Genomic DNA, 13,617 nt, shown 5'->3' with positions numbered 1-13,617 from the left:
ACGGTCCACCGCGGGTGGGGGTGCCGTCGTGCATCCCCACCCGCGGTGTGTGTGCGGGAAGTCGGGAAGGAACAGGAGTTGACCATGGCGCTGCCCTTGACCGGTGCTCAGACCGGTGTCTGGTTGGCACAGCAGCTGGAGCCCGACAACCCCGTCTACAACGTCGCCTGGTACCTGGAGCTGCGCGGACCGGTCGACCACGACCGGCTGGAGGCGGCCGTCCGGCAGGTGATCGGCGAGACCGGCGCGCTGCACGTCCGGTTCACCGAGGCCGGGCAGGTCCCCGTCGCACCGACCACCGACGTGACGCTGCTGTCGTTCGACTCGCTCGCCGACGCGCGGGCGTGGATGGACGACGACATGGCGCGGTTGACGGACATCGCCGCCGGCCCGCTGTTCCACCACGCGCTGCTGCGCATCGCCGACGACCACGTGCTCTGGTACCAGCGCTACCACCACCTCGTGGTCGACGCCTACGGCTGCGTGCTGATCACCCGCCGGGCCGGCGAGCTGTACGAGGGCGGCGCGGAGCCACAGCCCAAGCCGGTCGAGGCGCTGGTCGACGCCGACCTCGCCTACCGCGACTCGGCGGCCCGCGAAGAAGACCGGGCGTTCTGGCACGCGAAGATGGCCGACCACCCCGAGCCGGTGCGGCTCGTGCCGCGGGCGGCCGGGCAGGTGCGCGAGGTCATCCGCCGCACCGTCGAGCTGCCGAACCCGTTGACGTCGCGGCAGGTCATCGCCGCCGTCGCCACCTACACCCACCGCGTGACCGGCGCGTCCGACCTGGTGCTGGCCATGCCGGTGACCGGTCGGCGCGACGCGGTCAGCCGGGTCACGCCCGGCATGGCGTCCACCGTGCTGCCGCTGCGCGTCACCGTACGGCCGGACAGCACCGTCACCGGCCTGATCGCCGACGTCGACCGCGAGATCCGCGAGGTCGTCCCGCGCAGCGCGTACCGCGGCGAGGACCTGGCCCGCGAGCTCGGCCTGCGCGACGGCATCCCCGAGCTGGTCGGACCCACGGTCAACTACCTGGGCTTCGGCCGCGAGATGGGCTTCGCCGACCTCGACCCCGCGTTCCACATGCTGTCGCTGGGCCCGGTCAACGACCTGACCACGTCGTTCCTGCAACGCGCCGACGGCAGGCTGGTCGTGACGTTCGAGGCGAACGCCGCCGTGTGCACGCCGGAGGAGCTGGCCGACCACCAGCGCCGCTTCCTGCGCGTGCTCGACGCCGACCCCGACCAGCCGGTGGCGTCGATCGACCTGGTGGACGACGAGGAACGCGCGCGGCTGCTGGACCTCGGCACGTCGCCGCGCGAGGTGGACGAGGTGACGTGGCCCGGCGCGGTCGAGCGCCAAGCCGCGCTGCGCCCGGACGCCGTGGCGGTGGTGTGCGAGGACGTCACGCTGACCTACGCCGAGCTGAACGTCGCCGCGAACCGGCTCGCCCGCGCGCTCGTCGCCTCGGGCGTGGGGACCGAGGACGTCGTGGGCGTGGCCCTGCCCCGGTCGGCCGACCTGGTCGTCACGCTGCTCGCGGTGATGAAGGCGGGCGCGGCCTACCTGCCGCTGGACCTCGACCACCCGCGCGACCGGGTCGACTACATGGTCGCCGACGCGGGCGCGAAGCTCGTCATCACGCCGGACACCCGGTTCGAGCTGCCCGATGACGGCTCCGATCTGGGGCTGGACATCGCGCTGGACCAGGCGGCGTACGTGATCTACACGTCCGGCTCGACCGGGCGGCCCAAGGGCGTCGTGGTGACGCACGAGGGCATCGGGAGCCTCATCGCGACCGCGCTGGACCGGATCGGGATCACACCGGACAGCCGGGTCGTGCAGTTCGCGTCCGTCGGGTTCGACGTGGCCGTGTGGGACCTGTGCATGTCGCTCGGCGTCGGCGGGCGCGCGGTCGTCGTGCCGTCGCACCGGCGGGTCGCGGGCGAGGAGCTGACCTCCTACATCGCCGCGCACGGGGCCACGCACATGATCCTGCCGCCGTCGCTGGTCGCCGCGCTGCCGCCGGAGTGCGAGCTGCCCGAGGGCGCGGTGCTGATCGTCGGCACGGAGACCGTGCCGACCGAGCTGATCGCCCGGTGGGCGCGGCGGTTGCGCGTCGTCGCCGCGTACGGCCTGACCGAGGCCACGGTGAACTCCACGCTGTGGGCCGCCCAGCCCGACTGGACCGGGCCGGTGCCGATCGGCGTGCCGGACCCGAACACCCGCTGCTACGTCCTCGACTCGGCGTTGCGACCGGTGCCGGTGGGTGTCGAGGGCGAGCTGTACGTCGGTGGGCGCGGGCTCGCGCGCGGGTACCGGGGACAGGCGGCGCTGACCGCGTCGCGGTTCGTGGCCGATCCCTTCGCCGGTCCTGGTTCCCGCATGTACCGGACGGGCGACCGGGCGCGGTGGCGCGCCGACGGGAACATCGACTTCCTGGGCCGGTCCGACGGCCAGGTGAAGATCCGGGGTTTCCGGATCGAGCCGGGCGAGGTCGAGAGCGTGCTCATGGCGCACCCGGGGATCGCGCAGGCCGCCGTGCTGGTGCGGGAGGACCACCGGCGGGTGAAGCGGCTCGTCGCGTACGTGGTCGGCACGGCGTCGCCGGTCGACGCGCGGGAGCACGTCGCCTCGGCGCTGCCGGAGTACATGGTGCCGTCCGTGGTGGTGCCGGTGGCCGGGCCGCTGCCGTTGACGCCGAACGGCAAGCTGGACCGCGCGGCGCTGCCGGAGCCGGACTGGACCGCGCTGGCCGGCGACGCCCCGGCGACGAACCCGGTCGAGCGGACGTTGGTGGAGCTGGTCGAGGCGGTGCTCGGGCTGACGCCCGGGATCCACGACAACTTCTTCGAGCTGGGCGGCGACAGCATCGTCACGATGCAGCTGGTGTCGCGGGCGCGTGCCGCGGGCCTGGAGTTCACCCCGCGCGAGGTGTTCGAGCACCGGACCGTGGCCGGGTTGGCGCGGGTCGCGCGGGTGGCCGGCGCCGACGAGGTCTCGCTGGACGGGTTCTCGTCGGACGTGCTGCCGGCGTCGCCGTTGCAGGAGGGCTTCTTCTTCCACGCGCAGTACGACGAGGACGACTCGTACGTGGTGCAGGAAGTGCTGAGCCTGGACGTCGACCGGGACGCCGTGCAGGGGCTGCTGGACCGGCACCCGTTGCTGCGGGCGGGTTTCCGCCAGACCGATCGCGGGCGCGTGGAGCAGGTGATCGCCGAGAGCCTGGTCCTGCCGTGGCGCGAGTACCCGGCGGGTGACGACGTCGAGGCCGTGCTGGCGGCCGAACGGGCCGAGCCGTTCGACCTGTCCCGGCCGCCGTTGATGCGCGCGGCCCGGCACGGTGACCGGCTGGTGCTGACGCTGCACCACATCCTGCTGGACGGGTGGTCGGTCGGGCTGCTGCGGCGTGAGCTGGTCGGCGGCCGGGTGGAACCGGTCGACCACCGGCGATACTTCGCGTGGCTGGCGAGCCGTGACCGCGACGCGGCGCACGAGGCGTGGCGCGCGGCCCTGTCCGATGTGGACGAACCGACCAGGATCGCCGGCCTGTCCACAACCTCACCCGCGCGGCCCGGAATCGTCGGACCTGGCCGGCAGAATGAAAGCAGGGGTCCCCTGGGAGGGGACGCCCGCGAAGCGGTGCCGGTCGGCGAGTTCGAGGTCTCGCCGCGCCACGGGCAGCACCGCGTGCGGCTGCCCGCCGAGCTGAGCGCGGCGCTCCTGGGGGAGGCGCGGCGGCGCGGCCTCACGCTCAGCACCGTCCTGCACGGCGCGTGGGGCCTGCTGCTCGGCGGTCTCACCGGACGGGCCGACGTCGTCTACGGCACCACCGTGGCCGGGCGGCCGGCCGAGGTGCCGGGCATCGAGAACGCCGTCGGCCTGTTCATCAACACCGTCCCCGTCCGCCAGCGCTGGCAGGGGGCGGACAGCCTGGCGACCACCTTCCAGCACCTGCAGAGCGAGCAGGCGCGGCTGCTGGACCACCAGCACCTCGGCCTCGCCGAGATCCAGCGCGTCACCGGGCACGGCGAGCTGTTCGACACCCTCGTCGTGGTCGAGAACTTCCCCGACGTGGTCGACGACGTCGAGATCCGCGACCAGCTGCACTACCCGCTGGCCCTGATCGCCCTCCCCGGCGAGCGCATCGAACTGCGCCTCAAGCACCGCCTCCCCGACGCCGAGGTGGCCTCCCTCGCCCAACGGCTGGTCCGGCTGCTGTCCTCGTTCGCCACCACCCCCGACCGGCCGGTGGCGAGCCTCGACCTCGTCTCCGACGCCGAAGCCGAGTGGCTGGCGCGGCTCAACGCGACCGCCGCCGACGTGCCGGAGGGCACGCTCGTCAGCCGGATCGCCGACCAGACCGCCCGCACCCAGGACGCCGTCGCGGTCGTCTACGACGACGTCACCCTCACCTACGCCGAACTCGACCGGCGCTCCACCGCCCTGGCCCGGAGGCTCCGCGGCCACCACGTCGTCGGCGTCGCCGTGCCGAGGTCCGCCGAGCTGCTGGTGGCACTGCTGGGCGTGCTCAAGGCGGGCGCCGCCTACCTGCCGCTGGACCTCGACTACCCGGCCGAACGCGTCGAGTTCATGCTGGCCGACTCCGGCGCGACCACCGTCGTCCGGCCCGAGGACTGCGCCGACAGCGCGGCCCCGCCGGTCGACCTCCCCGCACCGCACCCCGACCAGCCCGCCTACCTGATCTACACGTCCGGCTCGACCGGTCGGCCCAAGGGCGTCGTCGTCACGCACCGCGCGATCGTGAACCGGCTGGCCTGGATGCAGCACGAGTACGGCCTCACCGCCGACGACCGCGTGCTGCAGAAGACGCCCTCCAGCTTCGACGTCTCGGTGTGGGAGTTCTTCTGGGCGCTGTGCGAGGGCGCGGCCGTTGTGCTGGCCAAGCCGGACGGCCACCGCGACCCCGCCTACCTCGCCGACCTGATCCGCCGCGAGCGGATCACGACGCTGCACTTCGTGCCGTCGATGCTGGCCGCGTTCGTCGGCGTCCCCGAGGTGCACGAGGACGCGGCGTGGTCGGCGAGCCTGCGCCGCGCGTTCAGCAGCGGCGAGGCGCTGACCGGCGACGTGGCCGCCCGGTGGCTCGCGCTCACCGCCGTGCCGCTGCACAACCTCTACGGCCCCACGGAAGCCGCCGTCGACGTCACGTACTTCGAGTACGACGCCGCACCGGACCCGGCCGTGCCGATCGGCCGTCCGGTCTGGAACACGCAGCTGCACGTGCTCGACCCGTTCCTGCGGCCCGTCCCGACCGGTGTGCCGGGCGAGCTGTACCTGGCGGGCGTCCAGCTCGCCCTCGGCTACCACGGCCGGTTCGGGCTCACCGCCGAGCGGTTCGTCGCCAACCCGTTCGGCGCGCCCGGCGAACGCATGTACCGCACCGGCGACCTGGTGGTGCGCCGCCCGGACGGCGTGCTGGTCTACCTCGGCCGCACCGACCGGCAGGTCAAGGTGCGCGGCAACCGGATCGAGCTGGGCGAGGTCGAGTCCGCGCTGGTCGCGCAGCCCGGCGTCCGGCGGGCCGCCGTCATCGCCCGGGACAACCAGCTCCTCGGCTACGTGACACCGGCCGACGTCGACCTCGACGCGGTGCGGACCGGCATCGCCGCCGCCCTGCCCGCCGCGATGGTCCCGCACGCGATCGTGGCGTTGCCCGACTTCCCGCTCACCCCCAGCGGCAAGCTCGACCAGAACGCGCTGCCCTCGCCGACCCTGGCGAAGACCGAACGCCGTGCGCCGGGCAACGACCGGGAACGCCTGCTGTGCGAGGTGTTCGGCGACGTGCTCGGCCTGGCCGACCTCGGCGTGGACGACGACTTCTTCGTGCTCGGCGGCGACAGCATCACGTCCATCGCCGTGTCCAGCCGGGCCCGCAGGCTGGGCATCGAGATCAGCCCGCGCGACGTGTTCGAACACCGCACGGTCGCCGCGCTGGCCGCCGTGGAGACCACGGCGGACACCGCCGACGACGCGCCGCTGCTCGTGCTGACGGACGAGCAGCGCGCCGCCCTGCCCGAGGCGGAGGACGTCTGGCCGCTCTCGCCGTTGCAGGAAGGCCTGTACTTCCACTCCAGCTACGACACCGGCGCGCTCGACGTCTACCTCTCCCAGGAGACGATGGACTTCGCCGGCCGGCTGGACGTCGAACGCCTGCGCCGCGCGGGCGCCGCGCTCCTGGAGCGCAACCCGAGCCTGCGCGCCGGGTTCACCAGCGACGGCGTGCCGTCACCCGTGCAGTTCATCGCGCCCGGCTTGGAGATCCCGCTGCGCGTGGTCGACGCCGAGGACGCCGACGTGCCGCGGCTGCTGGCCGCCGACCGGCGCGAGCGGTTCGACCTGGCCGCGCCGCCGCTGTGCCGGTTCCTGGTGCTGCGCCTGCCCGACGGCCGCGACCGGCTCGTCATCACGCACCACCTGATCCTGTGGGACGGCTGGTCGGCGTGGCTGTTCCTGGAGCAGCTGCTGGAGCTGTACCGCGACGTCGACGCCGAACTCCCGCCGCCCGGCACCTACCGCGACTACCTCGCGTGGCTGGCCCGCCAGGACCACGACGCGGCGCTGCGGGCGTGGCGCACCGCGTTGTCCGGGCTGCGCGAGCCGACCCTGGTCGCGCCCGTCGACCGCTCACGCGAGCCGGTCATCCCGGCCGAGTTCCACCAGGAGCTGACCGAGGAGCTGACCGACCGCATCCGGGCGCAGGCCCGGCGGTACGGCCTGACCGCGAACGCGGTGTTCAACGCCGCGTGGGCGATGGTGCTCGCGAGCCAGGTCGGCCGGGACGACGTGGTGTTCGGCACCGCCGTCGCGGGCCGCCCGGTCGAGGTCGACGGCGTCGAGCACGTGATCGGCATGTTCCTCAACACCATCCCCACCCGCATCGCGGTCGACCCGCGCGAGACCGTGCTGGAACTCCTGCGGCGCATCCAGGCCGAGCGGACCGCGCTCATGGCCTACGAGCACGTCGGCCTCGGCGAGATCCAGCAGGAGGCCGGGCACCGGCAGCTGTTCGACACGCTGTTCGTGCTGCGCACCGGCGACGGCGACGACCGCCAGGGCGAGTTCGCGGCCCGGCACGGCGTGCTCGAAGTGTCCAATGTGGATGGCACGCACTTCCCGCTCACGCTCATCATCACGCCCGGCGCGCGCACCCGCGTCACGCTCGCGTCCCGCCCGGACATCTTCGCCGCCGACGCCGCCGAGGCGCTGCTCACCCGCTACACCACCGTGCTGCGCCGGCTGGTCGAGTCGCCGGACGCGCTGCTCGGCACGCTCGACGTGCTGCCGGACCGCGAACGGCGCGCGCTGGAGGCCGAGTGGGACGCCAGCGCCAACCCGGTGGTCTCCGAGACCATCGCCGACCTGCTCGTCGCGCAGGCCCGCCGGACACCGGACGCGACCGCGCTCGTGTTCGGCGACCAGCGGCTCACCTACGCCGAGCTCCAGGACCGGATCGACGCCCTGGCCCGGCTGCTGATCAGCCGGGGCGCGGGGCCGGAACGGGTCGTCGCGCTGGCGCTGCCGCGCACGATCGAGATGGTGGTGGCGTTGTTCGCGGTGCTCCGCACCGGGGCCGCCTACCTGCCGCTCGACCTCGACCACCCGGCCGACCGGCTGCTGCTGATGATCGAGGACACCAAGCCGCTGTGCGTGCTGTCGACCACGGCGGTCGGGCTGGTGCCGGACGCGGTGTGCGTGGACGACCTGCCCGACGCGCCCGACGAGGTCGAGTGGCCGACGTTCTCGCTGGACCACCCGGCGTACGTGATCTACACGTCCGGCTCGACCGGGCGGCCGAAGGGCGTCGTCACGCCGTACCGCGGCCTGACGAACATGCAGCTCAACCACCAGCAGGCGATCTTCGCACCCGCCATCGCGGCGGCCGGCGGTCGGCGGCTGCGCATCGCGCACACCGTGTCGTTCGCGTTCGACATGTCGTGGGAAGAGCTGTTGTGGCTGGTCGAGGGCCACGAGGTGCACGTGTGCGACGAGGAGCTGCGCCGGGACGCGGCGGCCCTGGTGGCGTACTGCGACGAGCACCTGGTCGACGTGGTCAACGTGACCCCGACCTACGCCCAGCTGCTCATCGAAGAGGGCCTGCTGGAGGGCCACGTGCCCGCGCTGGTGCTGCTCGGCGGCGAGGCCGTGCCGGAATCGGTGTGGCAGCGGCTGCGCGAGACGCCCGGCACGTACGGCTACAACCTGTACGGGCCCACCGAGTACACGATCAACACGCTCGGCGCGTCCACCGAGGACAGCGAGACGGCGACCGTCGGCAAGGCGATCTGGAACACCAGGGCGTACGTGCTGGACGCGCGCCTGCGACCGGTGCCGCCCGGCTCGCCCGGTGAGCTCTACATCGCGGGTGTCGGCCTGGCCCGCGGCTACCACGACCGGTTCGGCCTGACCGCCGAGCGGTTCGTCGCCGACCCGTACGGACCGCCAGGGACCCGCATGTACCGCACGGGGGACCTGGTGCGCGCGCGGGCCGACGGCAACCTGGACTTCCTCGGCCGCACCGACGACCAGGTCAAGATCCGCGGTTACCGGGTCGAGCTGGGCGAGGTCGAGTCGGCCCTGGCCACCCAGCCGGGCGTGACGCACGCGGCGGTCGTCGTGGACGCCGGTCCGGGCGGGGTGAAGCGCCTCGTCGGGTACGTCGTCTCCGACACCGATCCCGCAGCGCTGCGGGAGAACCTGAAGCGCAGCCTGCCCGACTACATGGTGCCCGTCGCGATCATGCCGGTGGACGCGCTGCCGCTCACCGTGAACGGCAAGCTCGACGTGCGCGCCCTGCCGAAGCCGGTGGTCTCCGGCGCGGCGTCGTCGCGCGCCGCCGCCACCCGGGAAGAGGACGTGCTGCGCGGGCTGTTCGCCGACGTGCTCGGCGTGCCGTCGGTGGGCGTGGACGACAACTTCTTCGACCTCGGCGGCCATTCGCTGCTCGCCACCCGGTTGGTCAGCCGGGCGCGGTCGGCGCTGGGGGTGGAACTCGCGATCCGCGACCTGTTCGACGCGCCCACGGTCGCGGAACTGGCCCTGCGGGCCGGCGGTGGGTCGGCCCGGCCGCCGCTGGCGCCGGTCGAGCGGCCCGCCGAGCTGCCGCTGTCGTCGGCGCAGCAGCGGTTGTGGCTGATCCAGCAGATGGAGGGCACGTCCGCCGCCTACAACTTCCCGCTGGTGTTCACGCTGAACGGCCCGCTGGACGTGGCCGCGCTCACCGCCGCGGTCGCCGACGTGGTCGATCGGCACGAGGCGTTGCGGACGGTGTTCGGCGAGCACGAGGGCACGCCGTTCCAACGGGTGCTGCACGACGTCACGCCGGTGGTGGTGGTCCGGGAGGCGTCCCGCGAGGACGTGCCGGGCATCGTGCGTGACGAGGTCGAGCGGCCGTTCGACCTGCGCACGGAGTTGCCGTTGCGGGTGACGATCGCGTCGTTGGCGCGCGAGGAGCACCTGGTCGTCATCCTGCTGCACCACATCACCACCGACGAGTGGTCCGACCGGCCGTTCCTGCGCGACCTGGCGACGGCGTACCGGGCACGACGGGCCGGTGAGGCTCCCCGGTGGGCGCCGCTGCCCGTGCAGTACGCGGACTACACCGTGTGGCAGCGGGACGTGCTGGACCTCGTCGGCGAGCAGCAGCTGGACTTCTGGTCGCAGGCGCTGGCCGGCGCGCCGGAGGAGCTGGAGCTCCCGGTGGACCGGCCGCGTCCGGGACGCCCGACGTTCCGCGGCTCGGACCTGGAAGTGGTGTTCACCCCCGAGCAGGCCGACGCGCTGCGGGCGTTCGCGCAGACGTCCGGCGCGTCGATGTTCATGGTGGTGCAGGCCGCCGTCGCCGCGCTGCTGGGCCGGCTGGGCGCGGGCGACGACATCCCGTTGGGCGCGCCGATCGCCGGCCGCACGGACGAGGCGTTGGACGACCTGGTCGGCTTCTTCGTCAACACGCTGGTGCTGCGGGCCGACCTGTCCGGCGACCCGAGCTTCGCCGAGCTCGTCGGGCGGGTGAAGGAGACGTCGCTGGCGGCGTTCTCGCACCAGGACGTGCCGTTCGAGGCCGTGGTCGACCGGCTGAACCCGACCCGTTCGGCGGCGCGCAACCCGCTGTTCCAGGTCATGGTCGGCTACCACAGCCGCGGCGGCGACGCGGGGTCGTTCGACGGCCTGCCGGTGACGTGGGTCGGCCACGAGACCACGACCGCGAAGTTCGACCTGGTGTTCAGCTTCACCGAGGTGGTCGGCGGTCCGGTGGTGTGCCGGCTGGAGTACGCGACCGACCTGTTCGACCGGGTGACCGTCGAACGGCTCGGCGCGCGGCTGACCACGCTGGTCGACGCCGTGCTGGCCGCGCCGTCCGCGCCGGTGAGCGCGGTGGACCTGCTCGCGCCCGACGAGCGCCGGCGCGTGGTGGACGAGTTCAACCGGACCGCCCGCGCGGTGCCGGAGGAGACGTTCACGACGATGTTCGCCCGGTGCGTCGCCGAGCGGCCGGACGCGGTCGCCGTGGTCGACCGCCACCGCTCGGTCGACTACGCCTGGCTGGACGCCCGGTCGAACAAGATCGCCCGGCTGCTCGTGGCACGCGGGGTCGGCCGCGAGTCCGTGGTCGGCATCGCGGTGCCCAAGTCGGCGGACATGGTCGCCGCGGTCGTGGCCACGCTGAAGCTCGGCGCGGCCTACCTGCCGTTGGACCTCTCGCACCCGGCGGACCGGATCGCCTACATGATCGAGGACTCCGCCGCGTCGCTGGTCGTGACGACCCGCGACGCGCCGGTGCCGGACGTGACCGGGACCCTGGTCCTGGACGCGGTGGCGGACGAGCTGACCGCCACGTCCGACGAACCTCTGGTCCACAGTGGACCGTCCGCGCTCGACTCGGCCATGTACGTGATCTACACGTCCGGCTCGACCGGTCGGCCCAAGGGCGTGGTGGTGCCGCACGAGGGGATCTCCAGCCTCGCCGCGACCGCCATCGACCGGATGGGGCTCACCGCCGAGAGCCGGGTGCTGCAGTTCGCCTCGGTCGGCTTCGACGTGGCGGTGTTCGAGCTGACCATGGCGCTGTGCGTGGGCGGGCGGCTGGTGTTCGCGCCGGACGAGGTCCGCGTGGCCGGACCCGAGCTGACCGACTTCCTGCGCGACCGGCGGATCACGCACATGATCCTGCCGCCGTCGCTGGTGTCCGCCCTGCCCGCCGACTGCGAGCTGCCCGAGGGCTCCACCATCCTGGTCGGCACCGAGACCGTGCCGCCGGACGTGATCGGCCGCTGGGCCGGGCGGCTCAACCTGCTCGCCGCGTACGGCCTCACCGAGGCCACGGTCAACTCCACGCTGTGGAAGGCCGTGCCGGAGTGGGACTCGGCCGTGCCGATCGGCGTCCCCGACCCGAACACCACCGTGTACGTGCTGGACGACCGGCTGCGGCCGGTGCCGCCCGGCGTGGTCGGCGAGCTGTACGTGTCCGGTCGCGGCCTGGCCCGCGGGTACATCGGGCAGGCCGCGCTGACCGCGTCCCGGTTCGTGGCCTCGCCGTTCGGCCCGCCTGGAGCCCGCATGTACCGCACCGGCGACCGCGCGCGCTGGCGTGCGGACGGCAACCTGGACTTCCTCGGCCGCGTCGACACCCAGGTCAAGATCCGGGGCTTCCGGATCGAGCTCGGCGAGATCGAAGCCGCCCTGACCAGGCACCCGGCCGTGGCGCAGGCGGCGGTCGTCGCCGACCGCACGGGTGACGTGACCAGGCTCGTCGGGTACGTGGTGGGCTCGACGGACGACGACCTGCGCGCGCTCGTCGCCGAACGGCTGCCCGAGTACATGGTCCCGGCCGCGGTGATCTTCCTGGACGGCCCGCTGCCGTTGACGCCGAACGGCAAGCTCGACCGCCGTGCGCTGCCGCGACCCGACTGGTCCGCGATGACCGGCGACGACCGGCCGGTGACGCCGGAGCAGAAGGCGATCGCGGAGCTGTTCGCCGAGATCCTGGGTGTGTCGCCGGGCATCCACGACAACTTCTTCACCCTCGGCGGCCACTCCATGGCGTCCATGCGGCTGGTCGGCAAGATCCGGTCGGTGTTCGGGGTCGACATCGCGTTGCGCGACGTGTTCGACTCGCCCACCGTCGCCGGGCTGGCCGGGCGGCTGACCGGCGCCACGTCGGCCCGACCGCCGCTGCGCCGCTTCGACCGGCCGGTGGACCTGCCGACGGCGCCCGTCCAGCGGGGTCCGGTGCGGCGGGGTCCGGTGTCGTGGGACCACGCGCTGGCGTTGAAGGCCACGACGCCGTTCGACGTGCCGGCCCTCGTCGCCGCGTACGCGGACGTGGTCGAGCGGCACGAGCCGCTGCGCACGGTGCTGGACGGTGACGTGCAGCGCGCCGTTCCGGCGTCCCCGTTGGCGGTGGAGCCCGTGGTGGCGCTGGACGAGGCGCTGCCCGCGTTCGCCGCCGAGCCCGCGGAGCCCGGCCGACCGCCCGTGCGGGCCCGGCTGGTCGTGGACGCGTCCGGCGCGCAGGCGTTGCTGCTGACCATGAGCTACCTCGCGGTGGACGAGTGGTCGGTCGTGCCGCTGTTCCGGGACCTCCAGCACGCCTACGCGGCACGCCGGCGGGGTGAGGCTCCACAGTGGACCGAGCTGCCGGTGACCTACGCCGACTACACGCTGTGGTCGGCGGAGGTCGTGGAGGCGGTGGGGGAGGAGCAGCACGCGTTCTGGCGCGACGCGCTGCGCGACCTGCCCGACCTGGCCCTGCCCCGCTCCGGGGACCGGCGGCCCGGCCGCCACCCCGCCGCCGTGATCCCGTTCTCCTTGCCCGCGGCGCTGCACGCGGCCGTCGACCGACTGGCCACCCGGACCGGCACCAGCATGTTCATGGTGGTGCAGGCCGCCGTGGCCGCCGCGCTCACGCCGTACGGCACGGACCTCCCGATCGGCACGATGGTCGCCGGGCGGACCGAGGAGGCGCTGGCCGACCTGGTCGGCTGCTTCTTCAACCGGATCGTGCTGCGGACCGACACCGCCGGCCGGCCGAGCTACACCGAGCTGCTGGCCCGCGTCCGCGCCACCGACCTGGCCGCGTTCGACCACGCGGACGTGCCGGTGCCCGTCGAGCCGCAGGTGATGATCGTCCACCACGAGAAGGCGGTCCTGTCGACCCTGGAGGGCGGCACGGGCTCGCTCGAAGCCGTGCCGACCGGCACGACACCCGCGGAACTGACCATCAGCTTCTACGAACCGCAGGACGACGGCCCGGTGCCGTGCTACCTCGTCTACGCGACCGACCTGTTCACCCCGACCACCGCCCAACACCTGGCCGACGCGGTGCTGCACCACCTGCACCGCGCGACGACCGACCCCGACCGGAGGATCGAGCCGTGACCAACCCGTTCGAAGACCCCGAAGGCCGTTTCCACGTCCTCGTCAACGACGAGGGGCAGCACTCGCTGTGGCCGTCGTTCGCCGACATCCCCGCCGGCTGGACCACGCGCTTCGGCCCCGACACGCGCGACGCCTGCGTCGCCTACGTCGAGGAGCACTGGACCGACCTGCGCCCCTTGTCCCTCCGCTGACTCGCGAGAGTCCTACCTCCAGGCC

The 13,617-nt window shown here is 73.4% G+C and carries 2 protein-coding genes; both read left to right on the top strand.

Features of this window, described 5'->3' with window-relative positions:
- Positions 1-84: 84 nt before the first annotated feature.
- Positions 85-13,401, top strand: coding sequence for a non-ribosomal peptide synthetase (locus LNK82_RS33715; RefSeq protein WP_230570960.1), 13,317 nt, complete (start codon positions 85-87; stop codon positions 13,399-13,401).
- On the top strand, positions 13,398-13,592 hold the full coding sequence (locus LNK82_RS33710; protein ID WP_230570959.1) for an MbtH family protein: 195 nt from the start codon (positions 13,398-13,400) through the stop codon (positions 13,590-13,592). The genes LNK82_RS33715 and LNK82_RS33710 overlap by 4 nt, the downstream gene beginning before the upstream one ends.
- Positions 13,593-13,617 lie beyond the last annotated feature (25 nt).

Origin of the sequence: Saccharothrix luteola (genome assembly GCF_020859565.1) — a bacterium.
Classification (GTDB): Bacteria; Actinomycetota; Actinomycetes; order Mycobacteriales; family Pseudonocardiaceae; genus Actinosynnema; species Actinosynnema luteola.
This window is presented reverse-complemented; position numbering and strand designations above follow the sequence as displayed.